The sequence below is a fragment of the Bradyrhizobium sp. LMTR 3 genome (assembly GCF_001693485.1).
Classification (GTDB): domain Bacteria; phylum Pseudomonadota; class Alphaproteobacteria; order Rhizobiales; family Xanthobacteraceae; genus Bradyrhizobium.
This window is the reverse complement of the sequence record NZ_MAXC01000051.1, coordinates 392,833-416,784: the sequence shown is the minus strand read 5'-3', so window position 1 is coordinate 416,784 and position 23,952 is coordinate 392,833. Positions and strand designations below refer to the sequence as shown.

Below are 23,952 nucleotides of genomic sequence, written 5' to 3'. Positions count from 1 at the left end.
AAGGAAAGGCCATGCGCGCCTTGATCCTGGCATTGACCATCCTAGCGATCGTCGGCAGCGCGCACTCTGCTAAGGCTGGTCTGAGCAGCACGCCCCGCGAAACGTTGGCACCTGCCGATACGGCAATCGCTACCGACGAAGCGACTCAGGAGACCGAGGAACAGATCGGCCTCACCAAGGCAAAGCGTCGTCAAGTGCAACGTGGGCTAACCAGGCTTGGGTTCGACACCAAGGTCAATGGTAAGTTCGACGAATCGACTCGCGCGGTCATCGCGCGTTGGCAGGAGGAGCACGGCTACCCTACGACTGGCTTCCTCAACGCCGCCCAGCACAAGGTACTAACGGCAGAGGCTGGCAAATCTGGCCGTCAAGACCGTCGTCGCGCTGGGAGGGGTACTCGCCATTCGCGTGGTGTCGGCGGTCCAATCGGCGCGATCGGCGGCGCGGTGCACGGCGTTGTCGGGGGTGTGGTGGGCGGACTATTCCGCAGGTGACTCGTTCAGTCTCAAGGACGCACCGCTCATCCGGCCTTGCAGCCTTCGCCGCGAGCAGCACCCAGACGTCGAAGATGCTGTTGCGGACGCTGTAGGTGCCGATCACGGACAGCACCAACAGCAGCGGAATGAACAGATAGTGCGGGATGCGCAGCAGGCTCACCCAGACACCGACCATCGGAATCAGCGCCAGCAGCATGACATTGCCGATATAGGCCGAGGCAATCTTCCCCAACGTCTGTTTTTGTTCTTGTGGGGTGACCATGGCGAATGCGGCCGGACCTCGTCAATGCCTTTTGCCATGCCTGCCCGTTGTGGCAGGGCTTCCGCCGAGCCGGTCGGCGCCATTCTGCCCTGCGTATTGACGCTGGCGCTGGCCCTGAAGTCCGGCTAATGCACTTGCTCGACCTAGCGAGATTTGGCGAGATTTTGAGAAATGGCCGATAGCATCCAGGAAGTTCTGCAAGCCTTTGCCAAAGGCGAACTTGTCGTCGTCACGGACGATGACGATCGCGAGGGCGAGGGTGATCTGATTGTTGCGGCCTCGCTCTGCACCGCCGAGAAGATGGCATTTATTATCCGTCACACCTCCGGCATCGTCTGCGCGCCGATCACCACCGACGACGCCAGGCGGCTGCGGCTCGATCCGATGGTGGCGCATAACGAGTCCAATCACACCACTGCCTTTACCGTCTCGATCGACTACAAGCCCGATGGCGGCACCGGCATTTCGGCGGAGGAGCGCGCCTCCTGCTGCCGCGCGCTCGCCAATCCCAACGCCGGCGCCAATGATTTTGCCCGGCCCGGTCATATCTTTCCGCTGATCGCCCGCGACGGTGGCGTGCTGCTGCGCTCCGGCCATACCGAAGCGGCGGTCGATCTCTGCAAGCTTTCCGGCCTGCCGCCGGTCGGCGTCATCTCGGAGTTGATGAACGACGACGGCACTGTGATGAAGGGCGAGCAGGTGACGAAATTCGCCGCCACTCACAAGCTCAAGCACGTCACGATCGCTGACATGATCGCTTACCGTCAGGCGCGCGAAAAGTTGATCGAGCGGGTCGCAACGTTTACCACCGACAGCCCGATCGGACCGCTGCAGGGCTATGCCTATCGCTCGCCATTCGACGAGATCGCACACGCTGCCTTCGTCTATAACGGCATTGGCGACGGCAAGAACGTGCTGACGCGCTTGCACAAGCCCAATATCGTCAAGGATCTCTTCACCGGCCAGGCGCGGATGCAGGTCGTGCTGGACCATTTCAAGAAGGCCGGCCGCGGCGTGCTGGTTTACTTGCGCGACGGCGCGGCCGGAGTTCCCGTCGAGCCGGTCGGCGAACAGAAGACAGCAGAGGCAGACAGGCACCGGCAATGGCGTGAAGTCGGCGTTGGTGCCCAGATCCTGCGCGATCTCGGCATCACCTCGATCGTCAATCTCACCTCGTCGGTGCACGACTACAAGGGGCTATCCGGTTTCGGCATCGAGATCGTTGCCAACGAAAAGTTGGAGTAGTCGTCATTCCGGGGCGCGCGATAGCGCGAACTAGGGCCTGAGAATCTCGAGATTCCGGGTCTGGTGCTTGCGCACCATCCCGGAATGACGACCGCCCAATCCATTTGCGCTTCCGCCGATAGCGCATTAATTTGTCGACAATTTCCATGAGGACAGTGATGCGAAAGGGATTTTCATGAGCGTGCGCCCTCAAGCCAAGGACAAGCCGGCGGCGGCTTCCTTCCAGTGGGACGATCCGTTCCTGCTCGACGACCAGCTCACCGAAGACGAGCGCATGATCCGCGACACCGCGCGTGCCTATGCGCAGGACAAGCTGTTGCCGCGCATCATCAATGCGTATCTGGAAGAGAAGACCGACCGCGAGATCTTCAACGAGATGGGCGAGCTCGGCCTGATCGGTGTCACGTTGCCGGAAGAATATGGCTGCGCGAACGCGAGCTACGTGGCCTATGGCCTGGTGGCGCGCGAGATCGAGCGGGTCGATTCCGGCTATCGCTCGATGAACTCGGTGCAGTCATCACTGGTGATGTACCCGATCTACGCCTATGGCGACGAGAACCAGCGCAAGAAATACCTGCCGAAGCTTGCCACCGGGGAGTGGGTCGGCTGCTTCGGCCTGACCGAGCCGGATGCCGGCTCCGATCCCGGCGGCATGAAGACTCGCGCCGAGAAGGTGTCCGACGGCTATCGCATCAGCGGCAGCAAGATGTGGATTTCCAACGCCCCGATCGCCGACGTCTTCGTCGTCTGGGCCAAGTCGGCCGCGCATGACAACCAGATCCGCGGCTTCATTCTCGAGAAGGGCATGAAGGGCCTGTCGGCGCCGAAGGTCGGCGGCAAGCTGTCCTTGCGGGCCTCGATCACCGGTGAGATCGTGATGGACGGCGTAGTGGTGCCGGAGAGCGCGCTGCTGCCCAACGTATCTGGCCTGAAGGGACCGTTCGGCTGCCTCAACCGCGCCCGCTACGGCATCTCCTGGGGCGCAATGGGTGCTGCGGAAGACTGCATGCACCGCGCGCGGCAATACACGCTCGACCGCAAGCAGTTCAACCGGCCGCTGGCGGCAACCCAGCTCGTGCAGAAGAAGCTCGCCGACATGGAAACCGAGATTGCGCTCGGCCTTCAGGCTTCATTGCGCGTCGGCCGCCTGATGGACGAGGGCAAGATGGCGCCCGAAATGATCTCGATCGTCAAGCGCAACAATTGCGGCAAGGCGCTCGACATCGCCCGCGTCTCGCGCGACATGCACGGCGGCAATGGCATCCAGATCGAGTACCACGTGATGCGCCATACCGCGAACCTGGAGACCGTGAACACCTATGAAGGCACCCACGACGTCCACGCCCTGATCCTGGGCCGGGCAATCACGGGGATTCAGGCGTTTTCGTAGGTTCCTTGCTCGTCATTCCGGGGCGCGCGCAAGCGCGAACCCGGAATCTCGCGCCGTATTCTTTTCCCCCACTTCGGGATTCCGGGTTCATCGCTGCGCGATGCCCCGGAATGACGTTAAGAAAAAACCATGGCCGATAACGACGACATCCCGTTCAACCGCGACTTCCCGCTCAAGCCGGGTGTCGTAGATGAGCCGCGGCCTGGCGTGCGGCGTATCCTGTGTAACAACCCGAGCCCGTTCACCTTCACCGGCACGGTCAGTTACATCGTAGGCAAGGGCAATGTCGCGATCATCGATCCCGGTCCCGATGACGAAGCGCATGCCAAGGCGTTGCTCGACGCCGTACGCGGCGAGACGGTGACGCATATTCTCGTCACCCACACCCACCGCGACCATTCGCCGAACACCGCGCGGATCAAGGCGGCCACCGGCGCGCCCGTTTATGCCGAGGGGCCGCACCGCGCCTCGCGGCCACGCTTCGAGAGCGAAAAGCACAATCCGGAATCCGGCTCCGACCGCGATTTCAGGCCCGACATCGAGGTCAAGAACGGCGACGTCGTCGAAGGGCGGGGCTGGGCGCTGGAGGCGGTCGCAACCCCCGGCCACACCGCCAATCACCTGGCGTTCGCGTGGCCCGAGCGAAAGATCAATTTCGTCGGCGACCACGTGATGGGCTGGTCGACCTCGATCGTCGCACCGCCGGATGGATCGATGATCGACTACATGGCCTCGCTGGCGCGGCTGGAGGCGCGCGAGGAGGATCTGTATTTTTCAGGCCACGGGCCGGAAATTCCGGAAGGGCCGCGTTACGTCCGTTTCCTGACCCGGCACCGCCAGGCCCGCGAAGCCTCGATCCTGCATCGGCTTGCCAAGGGCGAGGCCGACATTCCGACCATGGTCCGCGCGATCTATATCGGCATCGACCCGCGGCTGACGAATGCCGCCGGCTATTCCGTGCTGGCGCATCTGGAAGATCTGGTCTCCCGGGGCATCGTGGCGACCGATGGCGATCCGGTGATCGGCGGGACGTACAGGTTGGCGTGATCCAGCAACGTCATTCCGGGATGGTGCGTTAGCACCAGACCCAGAATCTCGAGATTCCGGGTTCGATGCTCCGCATCGCCCCGGAATGACGCGCTTTCGCGCGTCACTTCTTCACATTCTTCGCCTGGGCCTTGGCCGGCGCCTGCGGCTTCTTCGGCGCCGCCGGCTTGGCGTTATCGACGGCGGCGTTGATGTCCTCGATCAGCTTTGAGACGCGGGCGGCGTTGCTGCCGAGGTCGCTTTCGAAATAGCGCGAGGAGGAGCGGATATCGACGCGCGATTCGTCGCCGTCGGGCGTGATGCGGATCGAGATGTCCTCGCGGAATCCCATGATCGGCGTTCGCGCCACCGCCTCGATGCGGGCGATGCGGCGCGGCGGCTGCGGCGGCCGTTCGTCGATTACGAGCCATTTGCGCTTGGTGACCAGCGCCAGCGTCACCTCATAGGCTCGCTGCGGGGGCACTTCGAGCTCCACGGTCTCGATGTCGGGATAGGCGATCCGCTGCTGCTCGGCCGAATAGAGCCCGGCATAGACCGCGGAGTTGGCGCCTTCGCCGCTGCGCAGCCTGGCCAGCGCCTCGAAGCGCGGCGGATCGATCGGATTGGTGGTGATGTCGTGGATCGGTGGCAGCTTGCGGTATTGCAGGGCGAGGTAGGCCGGGTAGGCGAGCAGGAGGGCGTTGATCATGAACGCCAGCAGGATCCGGCCCATGCCGCGCGAGCCGTTCTGCCAGATCGCGGCGAAGGCGGCGAGGCCCACCAGGATGGAAAGCACGGCCAAACCGAGCGCGCCGAAGAACGTCGCCAGCGCGGGCTTTACCTCCAGGAAGCCGAAGCGGACGATGATGATCGACACCACCACCGCGACCACGGCGAAGATGGCGAGGTTGCGCGACCAGGTGGCGAGGCTGGATACGGGCTCCGACTGGTAAGGAGAGGAAAACCTTCGGGCCATCGGTGAATCTGCCGGGTTTCTGAAATCTGTGTGGCCGGCGGGCCGGCTGCAAACTCGCAAGCTTGAGACCACGGCGTGGCGCGAATTTCAAGTTTGCAGGCAATACTAATCGGGCAAATGCGCTGCGTGCAGCAACCTTATGGGTAACCATCCCTGTAAATTGATTATTAGTTGTACATTGAAGTTGGTCCAATTTTCGTCTACCTCTCGCCGCCGGGTTGTCGTATTTGCCGCTACACGGGACTGTCCTGCACGGGACGCCGGCGAACGCCAGCCAAAGGGGAAACGGCGGGCGTCAGCCGGAAGCGCTGCAGGATGATCTCAACTCTTGGTCCTTGTTGCGGGCGGAGTCGCAAAAAAATTGCGGTTGTGCCCCCGGAGTTCTAGGATCGGATAGGGCGCAATCGGCATACGTCCGCGGGGCTGATGGCGGAAGGCCCCATGAGGGCGAGTGTTCAGTATGAGTGATGCAAAGCACGAACGATATGTCGGCCCGAACGATCCGGCATATTATGCGCCGCGTGAGCAGAGGGAACGAACGGGCAGCGATCAACCGGGCACGATGCTGATGCAGAACGACGATGGCTGGCGTCCGCGAATGCCAACAGAAGGACCGCCCTTGCAGCCCTTCAGCAAGCCGGCACGCCGCCAGGATTCCGAAGTGTTCACCAAAGCCGTGGCCCAGGCCATGCAGGAGGCGAGGGAGACCGCGCCGGTCGAAGCGCCATCCGTGCTCCGCGACCTGTCAGGACGCCGCGCGCTGTTCCAGCAGGTCATCCGTTTCTCGATTGCGGTGGCGATCGCGGCGAGCATCGCGATGCTGCTCGTCATGGCCATTCCGTCGTCGCAGCGCTCGGCCAACCAGGATAATGCGTCGCTTTCGGCCACCTGGCAGTCGGTGAAATCGTCGGTGCTTCCAGCGCCGCAGCCGCAGCCAGCGAGGCGTACGGCGACCTTGGCCGTACAGGACGGCAGCGGGTTCACCAACGATCCCGTGCCGCTCGGGATCCACGTCGGCTCTCCGCCGCCCGACGCCTACGTATCCATCAGTGGACTTCCTGCCAGCGCACGGCTCACATCCGGCAAGCGTGTCGGTCCGAGCGAATGGCGCGTGTCGGCGACGGAGATTTCCGGCGTTTCGGTCATTCCGCCGGATGGCTTCACCGGCCAGATGCTGGTGACGGCTGAACTGCGCGACGGTAATGGCGTGGCGCTCACCGGCACCTCCACGCGGCTGACCTGGGCGCCTGTGCCAAAGGCTCCCGTCGCGGCGCCGCCGGTTGCCGCGCCAGCCCCGGTTGTTGCAGCTCCGGTTGCCGCAGCCCCGGTCGTCGCACCGCCGCCGCCGGTCGCCATGGCCGCAGCCGCGCCGCCGATGCCGGCCGTGCGGCAACAGGCGGAGGTCGTGCGCAGCCTCGATCCGAAGGAGATCGCTGCCCTGATCAAACGCGGGCAGGACCTGCTCGCCGCCGGCGATGTGCAGTCGGCGCGGCTGGTGCTGATGCGTGGAGCGGAGGCGCAGGACGCCCGCGCCGCGCTGCTCGTCGGCACCACCTACGATCCGGCGCGGCTCAGGCAGATGGGTGCCGATGGCCCGCTGGCGGACGTCGCGCAGGCCCGCATCTGGTATCAGCGGGCAAAGGAATGGGGCGAGCCCGACGCGCAGCGGCGGCTCGATGCGCTGGCGCTCTCGCGCTGATCTTGGGCGAGCGTGCTGCACGCCGCTTGAGTAAGATTTCTTAGGAAGAGGCCGCCTCCCGCTTTGCCGGAAGGCGGCCTCTTTGAATCGAGCCAAGGCTTCTTGAATCGAGCCAAGGCTTCGCGTCACGCCGCGGCGTTGGGGAAGCGGTAGCTCTTGAACTGCTCGCGCAGCGCGGTCTTCAGGATCTTGCCGGTTGCGGTGTGCGGGATGCCGTCGACGAAGACGACGTCATCGGGCATCCACCATTTCGCGATCTTGCCATCCATGAATTTCAGGATGTCCTCGCGGCTTGCCTGCTGGCCGGCCTTGAGTTGCACGATCAGCAGCGGACGTTCGTCCCATTTTGGATGATAGACGCCGATGACAGCGGCTTCCGCGACCGCGGGATGGCCGACCGCAAGGTTTTCGAGGTCGATCGACGAGATCCATTCGCCGCCGGACTTGATGACGTCCTTGGAGCGGTCGGTGATCCGCATGTAGCCATGCTGGTCGATCGTGGCGACGTCGCCGGTGTCGAAATAGCCTTCCTCGTCGAGGATGTCGGTATCGATCTTGAAATAGGCCTTGGCGACCGCGGGCCCGCTCACCTTGAGGCGGCCGAAGGTCTTGCCGTCCCACGGCAGTTCCTTGCCGGCATCGTCGGTGATCTTCATCTCGACGCCGAACGGCGGGTAGCCCTGGGTCTGCAGGATGTCGAGCCGCTCCTCGCCGGTAAGTTCGGCGAACGGCGGCTTCAGCGCGGCTACGGTGCCGATCGGGCTCATCTCGGTCATGCCCCAGGCGTGGCGCACGCGCACGCCCATGTCGACGAACGCCTTGATCATCGAGCGCGGCATCGCAGAACCGCCGCACACCACGCTCTTCAGGTGCGGCAGTTTCAGATTGTTGGCCGACATGTGGTTCAGCAGCATCAGCCACACCGTCGGCACGCCGGCGGTATGGGTGACTTTCTCGGTGTCCAGCAGCTCATAGACCGAAGCACCGTCGAGCTTGGCGCCGGGCATCACGAGCTTGGTGCCCATCGAAGGCGCGGAGAATGCGATGCCCCAGCTATTGGCATGGAACAGCGGCACCACCGGCAGCATTGTTTCGGCGGCGCTGGTGCCGAGCGCGTCGACGTTGTTGGCCATCAACCCGTGCAGCACGTTGGAGCGATGCGAATACAACACGCCTTTGGGGTCGCCCGTGGTACCCGAGGTGTAGCACATCGCGGCCGCGGTATTCTCGTCAAAGTCCTTCCACGTGAACTTGCCGTCCGCTTCCGCGATCCAATCCTCATAGGCGACCGCGTTCTTCAGCGTGGTCTGCGGCATATGAGCCTTGTCGGTCAGCACGATGTAGCGCTCGACGCTCGGCAGGTTGGCCGCGATCTTTTCCAGGATCGGCACGAAGGTGGTATCGGTGATCACCACGCGGTCCTGCGCGTGGTTGATGATCCAGGCGATCTGGTCGGGGAACAGCCGCGGATTGACGGTGTGACAAATCGCGCCGATTCCCATGATGCCGTACCAGCATTCGAGATGGCGCCAGGTGTTCCAGGCGATGGTGGCGACACGGTCACCGAGCTTGATGCCGTCGCGGTCGAGCCGTTGCGATACTTGCAGCGCGCGTGCATGAATTTCGGCGTAATTGGTGCGATGAATGGGACCTTCGACCGACCGCGTGACGACCTCTTGCGTGCCGTGATACTTCGCCGCGTGTTCGATAATCCGATGGCAAAGCAAAGGCCAATCTTGCATCAATCCGAGCATACGTACTTTCCTCCGATGGTTGTTTTATTGCCGCACGATCCGCGAACATTGCTGGCGGATCGGGGTTAAGTTCATGGAATTGAAATGAACTTTACCGCGCAGAAAGCAAGCCGAAAATGGGCTAATGGCGCCTTTGGCCGCATTGCAGCGGCAATGGTTACCGCTGCCGCGGCCGCGCTGTTGATTGGCATGCCAGCCGAGCCGGCCTGGGCGGCGAAAACCTCGCGTACCGCGCCGTGGGACGACCTGTTCAGGGATTTGCAGCCGCGTGCGCGAGGAAAGGCGCGCCGTGTGGCTGTGCCGCTGCCGAGGCCACGTCCCGCTGAGGCGCCGTCTGCCGAGCCTGAGAAGCCGGCCGAGAAGGAGCAGGCGTCGCCTGAGAAAGACAAGGCCAGGGAGCAGGCCGCGCCTGCACCGCAGCCCACGCCACAGCCCTCCGCGTGCCGCCTGGCGCTGACGGACGAAGTCGCCATTGCGCCCAGCATCCCGGACATCCGCGGCGCCGGCGGCTGCGGCGGCGAGGACCTGGTGCGGCTGGAGGCGATCGTGCTGCCGGACAAGCGGCGGGTGTCGGTGAAGCCGGCGGCAATACTGCGCTGTACCATGGCGTCCGCGTTGGCCGACTGGATCCGCAAAGATATTGCGCCGCTGGCGGAGCGCCTCGGCAGCACCGTCTCCGATCTCGACAATTTCGACTCGTTCGAGTGCCGCGGCCGTAACCGCATCGTCGGCGCAAAACTCTCCGAGCATGGCCGCGCCAACGCGCTCGACGTGCGCGCCTTCAAGCTCGCCAACGGCCGCCTGATCTCGCTGACCGACCGCACGGTGCCGCGGGAATTGCGCGAGAGCGTACTGCATTCCGCCTGCACGCGGTTCTCGACGGTGCTGGGCCCGGGCTCGGATTGGTACCACGAGGACCACATCCATCTCGATCTGATGGAACGGCGCGGCAAATACCGGATCTGCCAATGGGATGTCTGGGACCCGCTGCCGCAGAGAGCGCCGCTATTGCCGGCCGAACGACCCGAGGAAGCGCCGCCGCGCGAGGTCGCCGCCAAACCCGACGACGCCAAATCCGATGCGAACAGGCCTGACAGGCCTGATGCAAACAAGTCTGGTGCGAAGCCCGATGCGGCCAAGCCGGACGCTGAATCGAATGACGAGAAATCGGAAAAGGCCGAGCCGGTGCGCGAGCAGAAGCCCGCAACGAAAAAGCGCCGGAAAAACCGGCGCTCTTGATCTTCCACTGCAGTGTAACCGGCGTCGGCTACTGCGCCATCGAGCTGCTGTTGCCGCCGCCCTGCAGCGCCATCTTGGAATTGAACGGCGAGTCGCCCTGCTTGGGTTCGAGCACGACGACCACGGTGCCCGTCTTCACCCGGCTGTAGAGGTCGATGACGTCCTCGTTGGTCATGCGGATGCAGCCCGACGAGATCGAGGCGCCGATATATTCCGGCTGGTTGGTGCCGTGGATGCGGAACAGTGTGTCGCGGTTGCCCTGGTACAGGTAGAGCGCGCGGGCGCCGAGCGGATTGTCGACGCCGCCGGGCACCGAAGCCGGCAGGCCTTCAATACGCTTGTGAATGTCGGCGGTCGGCGTCCATTTCGGCCATTCCGCCATGTTGCCGACGCGCGCGATGCCGGAGAATGCAAGGGCTTCCTCGCCGACGGTGACGCCATAGCGGATCGCCTTGCCGCCGTCCTGGACCAGATAGAGGTAATGGTTGTCGGAATCGACAACGATGGTACCGGGCAGTTCCTTGCGGTGATAGTCGACGATGGCGCGGCGGAACGGTTCCGGCGGCTTGACTGCGGCGTAGCGCGCCTTGGCGAGCTGGGCCTTGTCGTTCGGCTTGAGGGTGGCTTCAGGAGCGGCTTGGTAGGTGGTTGCCGGCATGCAGCCGGACAACGCAAGGCCGGCGGCGAGCAGCCCCAAAATTACTTTCAGCGACGACATGGTATACTTCCAATCGAAAGTCAGGCGTTCGCAAGCCACAATCTTGCGCCTCAAACGCGACGATTCCATTAATCCCATTATCCGCAAAAGCCGGCTGACATGCCAGCATTTGCATCCCTGTTCGGCGCTGCGGAAGGCTAGCTGTGGCTTTTATGCCGCAAGTTTTGCGACTCCCGGTTGCTTTCCGGGCACAGATGGCACCCCGGCCGAATGGCGGCCGTGCCGGCGCCACCTCGCCGCCACAAATATGGGACGGCGGTTAATGCAGGGGTCATGAAGCGCTTGCGAGAATCAGGTTTGGTCCCGCTGGGTGGCAATAGCGTTTTCAAGCGAAGCATGCCCTTGGACTTGATCCGGGGGTGGGTACCGGTAAGAACGCGTCAAACAAGAGAGACTCCCGCCCCGTTCCGGAGTTGCCCATGCTTTCGGTATTTGTTCCATTCGGCTCCTCTCTCAAGAAGGTCCCCGTTACAGACGCTGCGGTGTTCCCGGACAATGCGGTCTGGATCGACCTGTTCAACCCGACGATGGAGGAGGACCGCGCGGTCGAGCGGTTGGCCGGAATCGCGATACCGACCCGGGAGGACATGCAGGAGATCGAGATTTCCAGCCGGCTCTATATCGAAAGCGGCGCTCGCTACATGACGGCAACGCTGATGTGCCAATCCGACACCGATATGCCGCGGACCACGGCCGTCACCTTCATCCTCGCTGGCCATCGCCTTGTGACGGTGCGCTACGATGAGCCGAAGCCGTTTGCCCTCGTCGGGCACAAACTGGCGCGGTCATGCATGCCGGGGATCTCAGGGGAAATGGTTTTGATGGAATTGCTCGACGCGGTGATCGACCGCTGCGCCGACATTCTGGAGCGCGCCGGTGCCGAGGTCGACCAAGTCTCGCATGACATCTTCGAGCCCGAAAGCGCACGGCATGGTCAGGCCAAGCGATACTCGCAGATCCTGATCGCGATCGGGCGCAAGGGGGACCTGGTCTCCAAGATCCGCGAGAGCCTGGTCTCGATCGGCCGCGTCGTCACCTTCCTGTCGGCGGTGGTGGAAGGTGTCAAATGGTCCAAGGATATGCGCGAGCAGCTCAAGACCATGCAGCGCGACGTCGGTTCCCTGACCGATCACGCCTCCTACCTCTCCAACAAGATCACCTTCACGCTCGACGCCATGCTCGGCGTCGTCAATCTCGAGCAGAACAACATCATCAAGTTGTTCTCGGTGATGGCGGTGGTCTTGATGCCGCCGACGCTGATCGCCTCGATCTACGGCATGAACTTCAAGGTGATGCCGGAACTCGAATGGGTGCACGGCTATCCGATGGCGCTACTCATGATGCTCATGGCAGCAGTGCTGCCGTACCTTCTCTTCAAGTGGAAGAAGTGGCTGTAGATCACAGTTCCGTGCGGTTCCCGATGTGCGAAAGATCGGTTCAATCCCACCGCTAAAATTTGAGCGGTGGACTGAACGAATGGTCGAAACTTGTCTGCGATAACGCGTCTCTCAGGCCGCGAGGATCCCATGGTTGAGAAACTTATAATGTCGCCACGCAACGTCATCGACCTGGCCCGCTATCAGCAGAGCCGCAGCGTTGGCAAGGCGCAGGCGTTCTCGACGCGGCTTTGCCGGCACTGCGGTGCTGTGCTGGCGGACGGCGAGAACGAGGACGAGTGTTCGAGCACGTTCAACGTCGCTGCGGCGACTGCTCTGCGCACAGCGCAGCGGAAGTCTTGCGCGGAGTGACCGGCAAGCGATCTTGTAGGGTGGGCAAAGGCGCACTTGCGCCGTGCCCACCATTGTCCTGCGTTGAAAGAAGTGGTGGGCACGCTACGCTTTGCCCACCCTGCAAGACCGTCACGCACTAAACGTGCTGGCCGCCGTTGATGTGAATCTCGGCGCCGTTCACATACGAACTGGTTTCCGTGCACAACACGTAGATGATCTTCGCGACCTCGTCCGGCGTGCCGAGGCGATGCATCGGAATCTGCTGCTCGACGATCTTCTCGGTCCCCGGCGACAGGATCGAGGTGTCGATCTCGCCGGGCGCGATCGCGTTGACGCGGACGCCGACGCGGCCGAAATCGAACGCCATCTCGCGCGTCAGCGCGGCAAGCGCCGCCTTCGAGGTCGCATAGGCCGCGCCCGCGAACGGGTGCACGCGCGAGCCTGCGATGGAGGTGACGTTCACCACCGCGCCCCTGGCATGTTTCAACTCCTCGAGCAGTCCGCGCGCGATCATGATCGGCGCGAAGAAGTTGACGTGAAAGACGTGGTTCCAGGTCTCGACATCGGTGTCCATGGTGCCGAGCCGCCCGCCGCCCGGCGCCTTCGGCGAGATCGCCGCGTTGTTGACCAGCGCGTGCAACTCGTCGTTCTCTAGCCGCCTGCGAATCTCGGAAATCGCGCGCACGGTATCGTCATGGCTGCCGAGGTCGACCTCGATGTGATCCTCTGGGCCGGCGCCCCACGGGCAGACTTCCGGGAAGGCGTGCCGCGAACAGGTGATGACGCGCCAGCCGGCCGAGGAGAACCGGATCGCGGTGGCATGACCGATGCCGCGGCTGGCACCGGTCAGGAGCAACGTGCGCCGTGGCGCATTGGACGGAGCGGGCATGCAGGTCTTTCAGCTTTGAACGTCGTCGGGTGCGTTTGACGTCATGGATAGAGCCGCACCTTGCTCCAGGCTTGTGACGGCGCATCGCGGCGGAATTCGATGCGGTCGTGCAGGCGGTACGGTCGGTCGTGCCAGAATTCGAAACGCTGGGGCGTAATGCGCCAACCACTCCAGCCGGCCGGGCGCGGCACTTCGCCGATGACGTATTTGGCCGCGACCTTGGCAATTGCCTGCTCGAAGGCGAAGCGGCTCTCCAGCGGCTGCGACTGCTTGCTGGCCCAGGCGCCGATCTGCGCCTGCTTCGGCCGCGTCGCGAAATAGGCATCGGCTTCCTCGTCCGTTACCGGCGTCACGCTGCCGCGGATGCGCACCTGACGGCGCAGCGACTTCCAGTGAAATAGTAAAGCGGCCTTAGGATTTGCGGCGAGTTCGCGGCCCTTCTGGCTGGCGATGTGGCTGTAGAACACGAAACCATCGGCATCATAGCCCTTCAACAGCACCATCCGGACATCGGGTAGCCCGTCGGCATCGACGGTCGCCAGCGCCATTGCGTTGGGATCGTTCGGCTCGGACTTCACGGCTTCTGCAAACCACTCGGCGAACAGCGCAAACGGTTCCTCGGCCGCGGTAAAATCACCCGATGTTAACGGTGTCGGGTGTTTGATGGAGGTCGTGTCCGTCATGTCAGGAGTCCCAGTTGCGTACCCTCGCGTCCCAGAACGCGTTGCAGCCCCGATACGGGCACGCCCTATATAGGGCATGGGGACGCGTTGGCCTATCGGCGATCGGGCCGAGGGGCGCTGTGGTGACGTTGATTTTGATCGGTCTCGGCTCGGGCGGCTGCAGCCTGTCGCGCCCGGATGCCTACGCCAAGGTGGACGCTGCCCACGTCACGGGTTCACTGGGCAAGCAATCGGCCGTCCCGCCGGTGCCGACCGAGAGCGATCTGGCCTTTGCCCGCACCGCCGCCTCCGACGTGCTGACCAAAGGCGACAAGGATTCCAGCCAGCCCTGGGAAAATCCGGAGACCGGCGCGCGCGGCTCGGTGACGCCGCTATCCCAGGCCTATTCTGCGGAAGATGGGCGCACCTGCCGGGATTTCCTGGCGAGCTATGTCAACGGCCGCTCGGAAAGCTGGCTGCAGGGCGCCGCCTGCAAGGCAGGTCGTGGTAGATGGGAAATCCATACGATTAAGCCGTGGACGAGGGGATAACGCCTCAAAGCGACTTCAAGCGACGTGGTAGTTGCAAAAATGCAACTGGCTCCCCAGATGAAGCCAAAGCGGGCGAATTGCCCTAAGCTTCAAGAACCGAATTTCCGTGAAGGAGACGTGACGGATGCGCGACCCCTATGAGGTCTTGGGGGTGCCGCGAGGCGCCAGCGCTACGGCGATCAAGAGTGCCTACCGCAAGCTCGCCAAGAAGCATCACCCCGACAACAACAAGAACGATCCGAAGGCTGCGGCGCGATTTTCCGAGATCAACGCAGCCAACGAGATCATCGGCGACGAAGACAAGCGCAAGCAGTTCGATCGCGGCGAGATCGATGCCGATGGCAAACCGCGCTTCCAAGGTTTTCCTGGTGGCGGCTTTTCCGGCGACCCGCGCGGCCGAGCCGGTGGAGGCGGTTTCGAATCCTACACTTTCCGCAGCGGCGGCGGCCCTGGCGGCATGGGCAGCGCGGGCTTCGAGGACATCCTCAACAGCATGTTCGGCGGCGCAGCCAGGAGCGGACGTGCCGGCGGCGGCCGGACCTTTGAATTCGACACCGGTGGAGTCGGCCTCGATCTCGATCTGAACGTCACCATGACGGTGTCGCTCGAGGAGTCGGTCAAGGGCGGGGAAAAGCGCGTCCGTTTGCCAACCGGCAAGGAGCTCAACGTCAAGATCCCCGCAGGCGTTACCGCCGGTCAGCAGATCCGGCTGAAGGGGCAGGGCGAAACCGCGCCGGGTCACCCGCCGGGTGATCTCCTGATTACGGTCAGCATCGCCCCACATCCCTTCTTCAAGGTCGATGGCAGCGATTTGCGCCTGGATCTGCCCGTCACGCTCTATGAGGCGGTGTTGGGCGGCAAGGTTCGCGTGCCCACCCTGGGTGGAGCGGTCGAGCTCTCGATCCCTAAAAATACCTCGAGCGGCCGGACCTTCCGTCTCAAGGGCAAGGGCCTGCCCAAGCCCGGGGAAACCGGGGACCTGCTCGTCACCACCCGAATTATTTTGCCCGACGGGAACGATAGCGAGCTCGAGGCATTGATGCAGAGGTGGCGCGATGGCCACCCGTACAATCCGCGCAGCGATTTCGGCTGATTCGGCCGGGTTCGCGGCGCAGATTTTGCGTGGAGTTGGATAGCGGGGTTCCGAGCAGGAGTTTCCCAAAAAAGCGCAGTTCTTTCCTGGAAACAAAGGGTTTCCCGGAAAAGGGGCGGCCTCGAAAGGGGGACCAGCGCGGTACCAAACCCCGATCGAGGCCGCTTGCGCCGATCGGCGGATCGAGCGCTACTCATTTTCGCGTGATCACCCGGTGCATTAATGAGACGCGCCGGTGTTTTGATTCCAGATTTTCGATGTCAGAATTTGGACAAGTGGCGCGGGTGTTGCCAATTCGTCGCTTTTCGCCGTCGTAGCCCGGCGCAATCCGGGAACACGTGATCCCGTCGCAACGATCCCGAGGTTTCGCTGAGCCTGTCACGGGCGCGCATTCGTGCCCGTTGGCTTCCCACCTGGGCTACTTTGTCAGCCCTTCTTCTCCAACTGATCGTAGACGGCCTGGGCGATCTGGGTCAGCCGCCCCCGGTCGGCGCCGGTAGACACTACCGCATAGACGACGCCGTCGTCGGCCCAGAACAGGGTGCTCTCCTTGCCTTTCGCCGCGTACCGCATCTGCGTCGCCTCGGCGTCCGACTTTGCGGTGTAGATCGTGAAACGTTCGCCTGAAGCGCTCTCATACATCATGAAGGATGCCGGGCCCCCGGAACCCGGCAACAGCCGTCCGCCGACAAGTTTCAATCCGGCCCCCGCCAGTTCCGGCGCGCGGACGACCCAGCCGCAGCGCTTGGTCAGCCATTGCTGCAGATGATGGCGTTCGCTGCCCGGCACCTCGACGGGATGCCGCACTTCCACCACGTAAAGCCGGTGCGCTTCGATCGCATCCACCGTCAAATTTTGGAAAGCCGAAGGTGCAGTCGCCGCGCCGCGCGCGAACCAGCCTGTGCCACCGCCGACGATGAATGCTACAAACGTCGCCGCCACCGCGCCGTATACCCATCTGCGCGGCTGTCGCACCAGCCGTTCGATATCGAGCCGTTTCGGTACCGCCTCGTCGACAACCGAATCGTACCTGGTACGCAGCGCTTCCGCCATCGCGCGCCACGACTGCACCCGCGCGGCATCGTCGGGATGCGAGGCGAGCCACGCTTCGACGTCGCCACGGCGTTCCGCCGGCAGTTCGTCGTCGACGTAAGCATGCAGCTCGTCTTCGGTGACGGGAATGTTGCGATCGGTCATTGTCGTCTCTGTCTATTCTTGATCTGCTGCGTAACGCGTTTCATGCGCCTTCGTCATTTCACCCGCCTGAGCGCCGCGCGTTCGCCCTCGAGCGAAGCTTTGACATGGGCGCGTGCGCGGGCAAGCCGGGACATTACGGTGCCGATCGGCACGCCCTGGATGTCGGCGACCTCGCGGTAGCTCAGCCCTTCCAGCATCACCAGGAGCAGCACCGAGCGCTGTTCTTCCACCAGCGTTGCCAGCGCACGCGCAATGTCGCGGCCCTCCGCCTCGGTGCCGCTGGCGTCCGGGTTGTTGTCGAGCAGCGGCATGAATTGCGGCCGCCGCGCCAGCGACCGCCGCCGGTTCTTGTTCAAATTGGTCAGGATCGTGTAGAGCCAGCTCCTGACGTCGCCGCCGAGAAACAGCCGCTCGGAACGCAACGCACGCACCAGCGTATCCTGCACCAGGTCGTCGGCGATGTCGGCATCGCGCGCGAGTGCGCGTGCATAGCGACGGAGCGCCGGAATCATGGCTTCGACACTTTGACGAAACGCGCTCATCAGCACCAGATTGCAAGAGTTACGAGGCGCGAACGCCTTACCCAACATAACACCCAATTGACGCGTCTATTCCAGCCATTGAGCCGCACCCGAAACAGCGTTAATCCGAACGGCGGATTTGGGCTCGACCGCGTGGGAGTGCTGGTGTACCTCCAAGCCTGGATGGAAAGCCCTGAATGGAAGCGCGATTGGAAAGCAGATGTCGCAAAAATCAGGTCTGATGCAGGGCAAGCGCGGGGTGATCCTCGGCGTTGCCAACAACCGCTCGATTGCCTGGGGCATCGCCAAGGCATGCCACGACGCCGGCGCGGAAATCGCGCTCACCTGGCAGGGCGATGCGCTGAGGAAACGGGTCGAACCGCTGGCCAAGGAGCTGGGTGGCCTCCTGCTGGGCCATTGCGACGTCACCGATGCCGCGACGATCGACGCGGTGTTCGATGTGCTCCGCGAAAAGTGGGGCAAGATCGATTTCGTGGTCCACGCCATCGCGTTCGCCGACAAGGACCAACTCGACGGCCGCTATCTGGAGACGACGCAGGACAACTTCTCCAGGAGCATGCTGATCTCCTGCTATTCACTGACCGCGATCACGCAGCGCGCCGAGAAGCTGATGACCGATGGCGGCTCGATCCTGACGCTGACCTATTACGGCGCCGAGAAATGGATGCCGCATTACAACGTCATGGGGGTTGCGAAGGCAGCCCTGGAAGCCAGCGTGCGCTATCTCGCCGCCGATCTCGGCGAGAAGAACATCCGCGTCAACGCGATCTCGGCAGGGCCGATCAAGACGCTGGCGGCGTCGGGCATCGGCGATTTCCGCTACATTCTGAAGTGGAACGAATACAACGCGCCGCTGCGCCGCACCGTGAGCATCGAGGAAGTCGGCGACAGCGCGCTGTATCTGTTGTCGGACCTGTCGCGCGGCGTCACCGGCGAGGTGCATCACGTCGATTCCGGCTATCACGTCGTCGGCATGAAGCGCCCCGACGCGCCTGACATCTCGCTCTCCAATTCGGTAGCCAAGGAATAGCCGTAAAGTCCGATGCCTGCGCCCGTGATCTACTACATCCGCCATGGCGAGACGTCGTGGAACGCGGAAGGCAGGCTGCAGGGCGCGCAGGACATTCCACTGAACGATCTCGGCCGCAAGCAGGCGGCCCACGCCGGCAATGTCCTCGCCGAGCTCCTCGCGCGCGATGGCCGCGACACGTCCTCGCTGCCGTTCGTTGCAAGCCCGCTTTCGCGCGCACGGGCGACGATGGAATTGGTGCGCGGCGCCATGAAACTGCCGCCGGAGAGTTATGCGCTCGACGATCGTCTGCGTGAGATCGGCTATGGCGTCTGGGAGGGCTCGACGTTGGCCGAGATGCAGGCCGCCGACCCCGTGCTCTATGCCAAGCGGCTGACAGCGAAGTGGACGATGGCGCCGGAAGGCGGCGAGACCTATGCCGAGGTGCAGCACCGGATGCGCGACTGGTATGATTCCGTGCGCGCGGATACCGTCGCCGTGGCCCATGGCGGCACCGCGCGGGCGTTGATGGTGGCGCTCGGTATCGAGACGCCGGCAAGCGCCGCCGACCTCGTGATCGAGCAGGGCGCGGTCTACGTGTTCCGCGACGGGAGCCTTAGGAAGTATAGTTAAGGAAGACCGTCATTCCGGGGCGATGCGTTAGCATCGAACCCGGAATCTCGAGATTCCGGGTCTGGTCCTTCGGACCATCCCGGAATGACGGCGTGCGGAAGGGAGGCATTTGACCCCTTATTCAGGGCGAGTTACCACACGTTGACAATCAACATAGCCGTAAACAATCCACGTAAGCCGACACATAGCAAATGTCCCACAATACCTTCGGCCATCTGTTCCGGGTGACGACCTTCGGCGAAAGCCACGGGGTCGCGATCGGCTGTGTGGTCGACGGTTGTCCGCCGCTGATCCCGCTGACATCAGAGGACATCCAGCACGATCTCGACCGCCGCCGTCCGGGCCAGTCGCGCTTCACCACCCAGCGCCAGGAGCCGGACGCGGTCAAGATCCTGTCCGGCGTGATGGCCCATCCGGAAACCGGCGCGCAGGTGACGACGGGAACGCCGATCGCGCTTCTGATCGAGAACACCGACCAGCGCTCGAAGGACTATTCCGAGATCAAGGACAAGTTTCGCCCGGGGCATGCCGACTTCACCTATGAGGCCAAATACGGCCTGCGCGATTATCGCGGCGGCGGCCGTTCGTCGGCGCGCGAGACCGCGACGCGGGTCGCGGCCGGCGCAATCGCGCGCAAAATTCTCCCCGAGGTGAAGGTGCGCGGTGCGCTGGTGCAGATGGGGCCGCACAAGATCGATCGCGACAAGTGGGACTGGGACGAGATCGCGCGCAATCCGTTCTTTTGTCCCGACAAGGACAAGGCCGCCTTCTTCGAGCAATATCTGGACGGCATCCGCAAGAACGGCTCCTCGATCGGCGCAGTCATCGAAGTGGTCGCCGAAGGCGTGCCCCCGGGATGGGGCGCGCCGATCTACGCCAAGCTGGATGCCGATCTGGCGGCCGCCATGATGAGCATCAATGCGGTGAAAGGCGTCGAGATCGGCGCAGGCTTCGGCGCGGCTGAATTGTCGGGCGAGGAAAACGCCGATGAGATGCGCACCGGCAATAACGGCACGCGCTTCCTGTCCAACCATGCCGGCGGCGTGCTCGGCGGCATTTCGACCGGCCAGCCGGTGGTGGTGCGTTTTGCGGTGAAGCCGACCTCGTCGATCCTCTCGCCGCGCAAGACGGTGGATCGCGCCGGCGCCGACACCGACATCATGACAAAGGGCCGCCACGACCCCTGCGTCGGCATCCGCGCGGTGCCGGTCGGCGAGGCGATGATGGCCTGCGTGCTGGCGGATCATTTCCTGCGCCATCGCGGGCAGGTCGGCTGACGCCGGACGCTTCTCAACGTCAAGCATTCCTGTCGCCTTGACGCGCGCCGAACTTGCGCGGCAAATACCGCCGTGATGAATGTCGCAGAACTGCAGAAGCTGACCGACTGGCTGATCGACGGCGGGCGAACCGCGACCAGCCCGCGCGCGTTCATGGCCGAGTGCAGCGAGCGGATGGTCGCGGCCGGCCTGCCGCTCTGGCGCGTTGGCGTCTTCGTCCGCACGCTGCATCCCGAAATCTATGGACTCAGCTTTATCTGGAGGCCAGACTCCGAGGTCGACGTCGGTTCGGTCGATTACAATATCCTGCAGTCACCGGATTTTCACACCAGCCCCCTGATCATTGTGTTCCAGCAGGGGGTGGAAGTTCGGGCCCGGCCCGATGATCCCCAGAGCAGGCGTTTTCCAATCATCGATGACCTTCGCGCCGAAGGTGTCACGGACTATGTCGCCCTGCCGCTGCCCTTCATTGGTGGCACGGTGAACGCATCGAGCTGGACCACGAAGCAGCCGGGTGGGTTCACGGATGAACAGTTGGCGGCGCTGCGGAGCCTTGCGAAGCCGCTGGCGCGGGTGGTCGAGATCCTCAGTTTGAACCGCATGGCCGCGAATCTTCTGGACACCTATGTCGGCAACAGCGCCGGCGAGCGGATCATGGGCGGGCAAATTCGCCGCGGCCACACCGAGACGATGAACGCCGCGATCTGGCTGTCCGATCTGCGTGGCTTCACGGCGTTGTCGGACCGGCTGCCGGCCGAGGCCGTCGTGGACATTCTGAACCAGTATTTCGATTGCCAGGTTGCCGCGATCAAGAAGCATGGCGGCGACGTGTTGAAATACATGGGTGACGGGCTGCTCGCGGTTTTTCCGATCGACGAATATGTCGGCGACGAGCAACAGGTCTGCTCGCATGTGCTGGAGGCCGCCCACGAATCCCGCGCCAGGGTAGCCGAGCTGAATTACCCGTTTGGAGACGCGGTCGAACGTTTTCGTTTCGGCCTCGCCCTCCATGTCGGACGCATTCTCTACGGCAATATCGGCGGCGGCAATCGGCTCGACTTCACCTGCATCGGCCCCGCGGTCAATCTCGCGGCGCGGCTCGAAAAGATCGCCAGTCAACTCAGACGCACGGTCGTGGCGTCCGAAGGTTTCGCCGGTATCTGCCGGGGAGGGTGGAGCGATCTCGGCGAGTTTCCGGTCGCCGGCTTCTCCAAGGCCGCGCGGGTCTACGGATTGGCCGACGAAAATTCGGCGAGCCCGTAGCCCGGATGGAGCGCAGCGCAATCCGGGTAGACTGGCTCCATGGTGCACTATCGACGCAACTTCGTCCCCGGCGGGACGTTCTTCTTCACAGTCACGCTGGATGATCGAAGATCATCCGCGCTGATTGATCATGTTGTGTTGCTGCGCGCGGCATTTCGGAAAGTGCGGAACGAGCGGCCTTTTGTTACAGAGGCCGTCGTCATTCTCCCGGACCACCTACATGCAATTCTAACATTGCCGCCCGGCGACTCGGACTTTTCAGACAGGTGGCGCCGGATCAAGGGAAGCTTTACGCGAAGTGTCATCGCGACAGGCGCGCAAGTTTCGCGCGACCATCGCGGAGAATACTCGCTCTGGCAGAAACGCTTTTGGGAGCACACGATACGTGATGAACGGGATTTCGAGCGCTGCGCCGACTATGTGCATTTTAATCCCGTCAAGCATCAGCTCGCAGCATCTCCGTCCGATTGGCCGTTTTCATCGCTGCATCGTTATGTCCGTGCGGGCATTTTGCCTCCGGATTGGGGCGGCGACGGGAGTGCCGATACGAGCAATTTCGGTGAGCGGAAGGACTGACCCCGGATTTCGCTGCGCTCCATCCGGGCTACGGGAGAATCATTCCTCCGGCTCGGTCGTGAACAATAGTGGATAGCCCTTGGCGCGGCCGGCGTCGGTGGCGCGGGTCGCCTTGGTCTCGGCGACGTCCCTGGTGAACACGGCGACGACGCAGACGCCGCGGCGGTGCGCTGTTATCATCACCTTGTGGGCCTGGTCCTCGGTCATGCGGAATTCGGCCTTCAGCACCGTGACGACGAATTCACGCGGCGTGAAGTCGTCATTGATCAGGATGACCTTGTGCAGGCGCGGCCGTTCGACCTTGGTTTTGACCTTGGTTTTTGGCGTGACGACGGTATCTGCCATTTGTAGTCCCGAAGCGAAGGAAATCCGACGAGCCCGCCGCGTTCAGTTGGCGCGGCAGTCTGCCAGGCGCTGCGCCATGGTCTGATCGCCGCGGCTGACGGCCGTCTCGATCAGTTTACAGGCTCCCGGCCGGTCCTGAAACCGGGGGAGTCGAGAGTTTCAGCTCGATCGGGGCGGCCATCGCGCCGGATTCCGACAGGCGCTCGCGGCGTGGAACCGGCCGAGCACGCCTGCTATGGACGAGGTCGATCCTAACCCGAATGTGAAGGACAAATGATTTCAGCGCTTTGCGCCGACGGTTTTGCATGTCACCATTGCTGACGTTCGACGGGAGGGCCGCAATGCGCTGGTATGTCTCGATCGGGGTGCTGCTTGTAGCCGGCATGCTCGCTGGCGGCGACGTGGCAGGTGTCGCCGCGCCGAACCCAACGAACCGGCCGAGCCACCAGGCGAACGCTGCTGGCCAACTGGCCGACAAGGACGCCAATCCGACCGTCGACCTGGAACTCGTCCTTGCCGTCGACGTCTCCTATTCCATGGACATGGATGAACTGGCGCTGCAGCGGGAGGGCTACGCGCAGGCGATCCTTTCCAAGGAATTCTTGCAGGCGCTCAAGAGCGGGCCGAACGGCAGGATCGCGATCACCTATTTCGAGTGGGCGGCATCAACCGACCAGAAGATCATTATTCCCTGGCGCGTGATCGACGGACCCGAGACGGCTGACGCCGTCGCCAACGAGATCGTCAAGACCCCGATCCGCCGGGCATCGCGCACCTCGATTTCGGGTGCGATCAACTTCGCCATGCCGCTGTTCGACGAGAGCCCGCACCGCGGTTTGCGGCGGGTGATCGATATCTCGGGCGATGGCCCGAACAACAACGGCGCGCCGGTCCTGATCGCGCGCGATGCCGCGCTGGAAAAGGGCATCGTCATCAACGGCCTGCCCATCATGGTGAAGGAGCCGTCTTATTCCACCATGGATATCGACAATCTCGATTTCTATTACGAGGACTGCGTCATCGGCGGCCCCGGCTCGTTCGTGGTGACTATCAAGGACCGCGACAAGTTCAAGGAAGCCATCCGCACCAAGCTGCTGCTCGAGATCGCCGGCCGCACGCCCGAACGCCCGGTGGTGCCTGCAGCGGGCCGAGAGCCGCGCGTCAATTGCATGGTCGGCGAGAAGATCTGGCAGGACCGGTGGGGGAGGTGACTTCCGGAATTCGGACTTGTTCACCCTCCCCTGGAAGGGGGAGGGTCGACGCTCATGAAATGAGCGGCGGGGTGGGGTGATGGTCTCTCCGCATCCAGCAGTGCCCGAGTTGAGAGATCGCCCCACCCCGTCTCACATTTTCGCTGCGCTCAATGTGAGCCGACCCTT

The 23,952-nt window shown here is 63.3% G+C and carries 24 protein-coding genes and 1 pseudogene; 16 read left to right on the top strand and 9 right to left on the bottom strand.

All coding sequences use genetic code 11. From position 1 onward, the window contains the following. Positions 1-11: 11 nt before the first annotated feature. Positions 12-281: pseudogene (locus tag LMTR3_RS40135) on the top strand (peptidoglycan-binding protein); the annotation flags it as partial. A gap of 34 nt (positions 282-315) precedes the next feature. Here the strand turns inward: LMTR3_RS40135 and LMTR3_RS40130 are convergent. Continuing rightward, positions 316-759 carry a tripartite tricarboxylate transporter permease gene (locus tag LMTR3_RS40130; protein WP_084029936.1) on the bottom strand — a complete coding sequence of 148 codons (444 nt, stop codon included), beginning with the start codon at positions 757-759 and terminating at the stop codon, positions 316-318. A gap of 171 nt (positions 760-930) precedes the next feature. On the opposite strand from LMTR3_RS40130, the gene ribB reads away from it, so the two are divergent. From ribB to LMTR3_RS32210, 3 genes are all read left to right on the top strand, one after another. Further along, entirely contained in the window at positions 931-2,004 is a 1,074-nt protein-coding gene (gene ribB, locus LMTR3_RS32220) for a 3,4-dihydroxy-2-butanone-4-phosphate synthase (protein ID WP_065748964.1), read from the top strand. A 175-nt stretch (positions 2,005-2,179) separates the two neighbouring features. Next, a complete protein-coding gene (locus tag LMTR3_RS32215) occupies positions 2,180-3,394 on the top strand; it encodes an acyl-CoA dehydrogenase (protein WP_065748963.1) in 1,215 nt (404 codons plus the stop codon). 129 nt (positions 3,395-3,523) lie between these two features. Next, entirely contained in the window at positions 3,524-4,441 is a 918-nt protein-coding gene (locus LMTR3_RS32210) for an MBL fold metallo-hydrolase (protein WP_065748962.1), read from the top strand. A 103-nt stretch (positions 4,442-4,544) separates the two neighbouring features. On the opposite strand, the gene LMTR3_RS32205 is transcribed toward LMTR3_RS32210, so the two are convergent. Continuing rightward, positions 4,545-5,396, bottom strand: coding sequence for a DUF1499 domain-containing protein (locus tag LMTR3_RS32205; RefSeq protein ID WP_065748961.1), 852 nt, complete (start codon positions 5,394-5,396; stop codon positions 4,545-4,547). A 460-nt stretch (positions 5,397-5,856) separates the two neighbouring features. On the opposite strand from LMTR3_RS32205, the gene LMTR3_RS32200 reads away from it, so the two are divergent. Then, positions 5,857-7,095 (top strand): SEL1-like repeat protein, encoded by a 1,239-nt coding sequence (locus LMTR3_RS32200; protein ID WP_245320066.1) that lies wholly within the window; start codon positions 5,857-5,859, stop codon positions 7,093-7,095. 125 nt (positions 7,096-7,220) lie between these two features. On the opposite strand, the gene LMTR3_RS32195 is transcribed toward LMTR3_RS32200, so the two are convergent. Continuing rightward, a complete protein-coding gene (locus LMTR3_RS32195) occupies positions 7,221-8,849 on the bottom strand; it encodes a fatty-acid--CoA ligase (protein WP_065748960.1) in 1,629 nt (542 codons plus the stop codon). Positions 8,850-8,933: 84 nt separating this feature from the next. Here LMTR3_RS32195 and LMTR3_RS32190 point away from each other — a divergent pair, with 84 nt between their 5' ends. After that, positions 8,934-10,088: an extensin family protein gene (locus LMTR3_RS32190; protein ID WP_065748959.1), complete on the top strand. Its 1,155-nt coding sequence runs from the start codon at positions 8,934-8,936 to the stop codon at positions 10,086-10,088. 28 nt (positions 10,089-10,116) lie between these two features. On the opposite strand, the gene LMTR3_RS32185 is transcribed toward LMTR3_RS32190, so the two are convergent. After that, positions 10,117-10,806, bottom strand: a complete 690-nt coding sequence (locus LMTR3_RS32185) for a L,D-transpeptidase (RefSeq protein WP_057843542.1) — start codon at positions 10,804-10,806, stop codon at positions 10,117-10,119. Between the two features lie 419 nt (positions 10,807-11,225). Here LMTR3_RS32185 and LMTR3_RS32180 point away from each other — a divergent pair, with 419 nt between their 5' ends. Continuing rightward, a complete protein-coding gene (locus tag LMTR3_RS32180; protein ID WP_065748958.1) occupies positions 11,226-12,203 on the top strand; it encodes a magnesium transporter CorA family protein in 978 nt (325 codons plus the stop codon). 129 nt (positions 12,204-12,332) lie between these two features. Continuing rightward, positions 12,333-12,554 carry a hypothetical protein gene (locus tag LMTR3_RS32175; RefSeq protein ID WP_065748957.1) on the top strand — a complete coding sequence of 74 codons (222 nt, stop codon included), beginning with the start codon at positions 12,333-12,335 and terminating at the stop codon, positions 12,552-12,554. 118 nt (positions 12,555-12,672) lie between these two features. Here LMTR3_RS32175 and LMTR3_RS32170 read toward each other — a convergent pair whose 3' ends face one another. Both LMTR3_RS32170 and pdxH read right to left on the bottom strand, forming a co-directional pair. Continuing rightward, the gene (locus tag LMTR3_RS32170; protein ID WP_065748956.1) at positions 12,673-13,425 is read right to left on the bottom strand and encodes an SDR family NAD(P)-dependent oxidoreductase; all 753 of its coding nucleotides are present in this window, start codon (positions 13,423-13,425) and stop codon (positions 12,673-12,675) included. 41 nt (positions 13,426-13,466) lie between these two features. Next, positions 13,467-14,108 (bottom strand): pyridoxamine 5'-phosphate oxidase, encoded by a 642-nt coding sequence (gene pdxH, locus LMTR3_RS32165; protein WP_065748955.1) that lies wholly within the window; start codon positions 14,106-14,108, stop codon positions 13,467-13,469. Between the two features lie 122 nt (positions 14,109-14,230). On the opposite strand from pdxH, the gene LMTR3_RS32160 reads away from it, so the two are divergent. Both LMTR3_RS32160 and LMTR3_RS32155 read left to right on the top strand, forming a co-directional pair. Then, positions 14,231-14,638, top strand: a complete 408-nt coding sequence (locus LMTR3_RS32160) for an RT0821/Lpp0805 family surface protein (protein ID WP_065749014.1) — start codon at positions 14,231-14,233, stop codon at positions 14,636-14,638. 124 nt (positions 14,639-14,762) lie between these two features. Next, positions 14,763-15,731 carry a DnaJ C-terminal domain-containing protein gene (locus tag LMTR3_RS32155; protein WP_065748954.1) on the top strand — a complete coding sequence of 323 codons (969 nt, stop codon included), beginning with the start codon at positions 14,763-14,765 and terminating at the stop codon, positions 15,729-15,731. A gap of 426 nt (positions 15,732-16,157) precedes the next feature. On the opposite strand, the gene LMTR3_RS32150 is transcribed toward LMTR3_RS32155, so the two are convergent. Both LMTR3_RS32150 and LMTR3_RS32145 read right to left on the bottom strand, forming a co-directional pair. Next, positions 16,158-16,928, bottom strand: a complete 771-nt coding sequence (locus LMTR3_RS32150) for an anti-sigma factor family protein (RefSeq protein ID WP_065748953.1) — start codon at positions 16,926-16,928, stop codon at positions 16,158-16,160. A 53-nt stretch (positions 16,929-16,981) separates the two neighbouring features. Continuing rightward, the gene (locus tag LMTR3_RS32145; protein WP_027537716.1) at positions 16,982-17,470 is read right to left on the bottom strand and encodes an RNA polymerase sigma factor; all 489 of its coding nucleotides are present in this window, start codon (positions 17,468-17,470) and stop codon (positions 16,982-16,984) included. Positions 17,471-17,669: 199 nt separating this feature from the next. Between LMTR3_RS32145 and fabI the strand changes: the two genes are divergently transcribed. The 5 genes from fabI (at position 17,670) to LMTR3_RS32120 (ending at position 22,228) form a co-directional block, all read left to right on the top strand. Then, a complete protein-coding gene (gene fabI / locus LMTR3_RS32140; protein ID WP_065748952.1) occupies positions 17,670-18,500 on the top strand; it encodes an enoyl-ACP reductase FabI in 831 nt (276 codons plus the stop codon). A 12-nt stretch (positions 18,501-18,512) separates the two neighbouring features. Beyond that, entirely contained in the window at positions 18,513-19,112 is a 600-nt protein-coding gene (locus tag LMTR3_RS32135; protein WP_065748951.1) for a histidine phosphatase family protein, read from the top strand. Between the two features lie 191 nt (positions 19,113-19,303). Then, positions 19,304-20,389, top strand: coding sequence for a chorismate synthase (gene aroC, locus LMTR3_RS32130; protein ID WP_065748950.1), 1,086 nt, complete (start codon positions 19,304-19,306; stop codon positions 20,387-20,389). Positions 20,390-20,464: 75 nt separating this feature from the next. Next, positions 20,465-21,652, top strand: coding sequence for an adenylate/guanylate cyclase domain-containing protein (locus LMTR3_RS32125; RefSeq protein ID WP_065748949.1), 1,188 nt, complete (start codon positions 20,465-20,467; stop codon positions 21,650-21,652). A gap of 39 nt (positions 21,653-21,691) precedes the next feature. Next, the gene (locus tag LMTR3_RS32120; protein ID WP_065748948.1) at positions 21,692-22,228 is read left to right on the top strand and encodes an REP-associated tyrosine transposase; all 537 of its coding nucleotides are present in this window, start codon (positions 21,692-21,694) and stop codon (positions 22,226-22,228) included. A gap of 39 nt (positions 22,229-22,267) precedes the next feature. Here the strand turns inward: LMTR3_RS32120 and clpS are convergent, their stop codons facing one another. Further along, entirely contained in the window at positions 22,268-22,573 is a 306-nt protein-coding gene (clpS, locus tag LMTR3_RS32115; RefSeq protein WP_065748947.1) for an ATP-dependent Clp protease adapter ClpS, read from the bottom strand. 341 nt (positions 22,574-22,914) lie between these two features. On the opposite strand from clpS, the gene LMTR3_RS32110 reads away from it, so the two are divergent. Next, entirely contained in the window at positions 22,915-23,784 is an 870-nt protein-coding gene (locus LMTR3_RS32110) for a DUF1194 domain-containing protein (protein WP_065748946.1), read from the top strand. Positions 23,785-23,952: the final 168 nt, after the last annotated feature.

Excerpts from the sequence above, each read along its gene's own strand:
- LMTR3_RS40130 (WP_084029936.1), bottom strand. The coding sequence starts at position 759 with ATGGTCACCCCACAAGAACAAAAACAGACGTTGGGGAAGATTGCCTCG.
- ribB (WP_065748964.1), top strand. The coding sequence starts at position 931 with ATGGCCGATAGCATCCAGGAAGTTCTGCAAGCCTTTGCCAAAGGCGAA.
- LMTR3_RS32215 (WP_065748963.1), top strand. The coding sequence starts at position 2,180 with ATGAGCGTGCGCCCTCAAGCCAAGGACAAGCCGGCGGCGGCTTCCTTC.
- LMTR3_RS32210 (WP_065748962.1), top strand. The coding sequence starts at position 3,524 with ATGGCCGATAACGACGACATCCCGTTCAACCGCGACTTCCCGCTCAAG.
- LMTR3_RS32205 (WP_065748961.1), bottom strand. The coding sequence starts at position 5,396 with ATGGCCCGAAGGTTTTCCTCTCCTTACCAGTCGGAGCCCGTATCCAGC.
- LMTR3_RS32200 (WP_245320066.1), top strand. The coding sequence starts at position 5,857 with ATGAGTGATGCAAAGCACGAACGATATGTCGGCCCGAACGATCCGGCA.
- LMTR3_RS32195 (WP_065748960.1), bottom strand. The coding sequence starts at position 8,849 with ATGCTCGGATTGATGCAAGATTGGCCTTTGCTTTGCCATCGGATTATC.
- LMTR3_RS32190 (WP_065748959.1), top strand. The coding sequence starts at position 8,934 with ATGAACTTTACCGCGCAGAAAGCAAGCCGAAAATGGGCTAATGGCGCC.
- LMTR3_RS32185 (WP_057843542.1), bottom strand. The coding sequence starts at position 10,806 with ATGTCGTCGCTGAAAGTAATTTTGGGGCTGCTCGCCGCCGGCCTTGCG.
- LMTR3_RS32180 (WP_065748958.1), top strand. The coding sequence starts at position 11,226 with ATGCTTTCGGTATTTGTTCCATTCGGCTCCTCTCTCAAGAAGGTCCCC.
- LMTR3_RS32175 (WP_065748957.1), top strand. The coding sequence starts at position 12,333 with ATGGTTGAGAAACTTATAATGTCGCCACGCAACGTCATCGACCTGGCC.
- LMTR3_RS32170 (WP_065748956.1), bottom strand. The coding sequence starts at position 13,425 with ATGCCCGCTCCGTCCAATGCGCCACGGCGCACGTTGCTCCTGACCGGT.
- pdxH (WP_065748955.1), bottom strand. The coding sequence starts at position 14,108 with ATGACGGACACGACCTCCATCAAACACCCGACACCGTTAACATCGGGT.
- LMTR3_RS32155 (WP_065748954.1), top strand. The coding sequence starts at position 14,763 with ATGCGCGACCCCTATGAGGTCTTGGGGGTGCCGCGAGGCGCCAGCGCT.
- LMTR3_RS32150 (WP_065748953.1), bottom strand. The coding sequence starts at position 16,928 with ATGACCGATCGCAACATTCCCGTCACCGAAGACGAGCTGCATGCTTAC.
- LMTR3_RS32145 (WP_027537716.1), bottom strand. The coding sequence starts at position 17,470 with ATGAGCGCGTTTCGTCAAAGTGTCGAAGCCATGATTCCGGCGCTCCGT.
- fabI (WP_065748952.1), top strand. The coding sequence starts at position 17,670 with ATGTCGCAAAAATCAGGTCTGATGCAGGGCAAGCGCGGGGTGATCCTC.
- LMTR3_RS32135 (WP_065748951.1), top strand. The coding sequence starts at position 18,513 with ATGCCTGCGCCCGTGATCTACTACATCCGCCATGGCGAGACGTCGTGG.
- aroC (WP_065748950.1), top strand. The coding sequence starts at position 19,304 with ATGTCCCACAATACCTTCGGCCATCTGTTCCGGGTGACGACCTTCGGC.
- LMTR3_RS32125 (WP_065748949.1), top strand. The coding sequence starts at position 20,465 with ATGAATGTCGCAGAACTGCAGAAGCTGACCGACTGGCTGATCGACGGC.
- LMTR3_RS32120 (WP_065748948.1), top strand. The coding sequence starts at position 21,692 with ATGGTGCACTATCGACGCAACTTCGTCCCCGGCGGGACGTTCTTCTTC.
- clpS (WP_065748947.1), bottom strand. The coding sequence starts at position 22,573 with ATGGCAGATACCGTCGTCACGCCAAAAACCAAGGTCAAAACCAAGGTC.
- LMTR3_RS32110 (WP_065748946.1), top strand. The coding sequence starts at position 22,915 with ATGCGCTGGTATGTCTCGATCGGGGTGCTGCTTGTAGCCGGCATGCTC.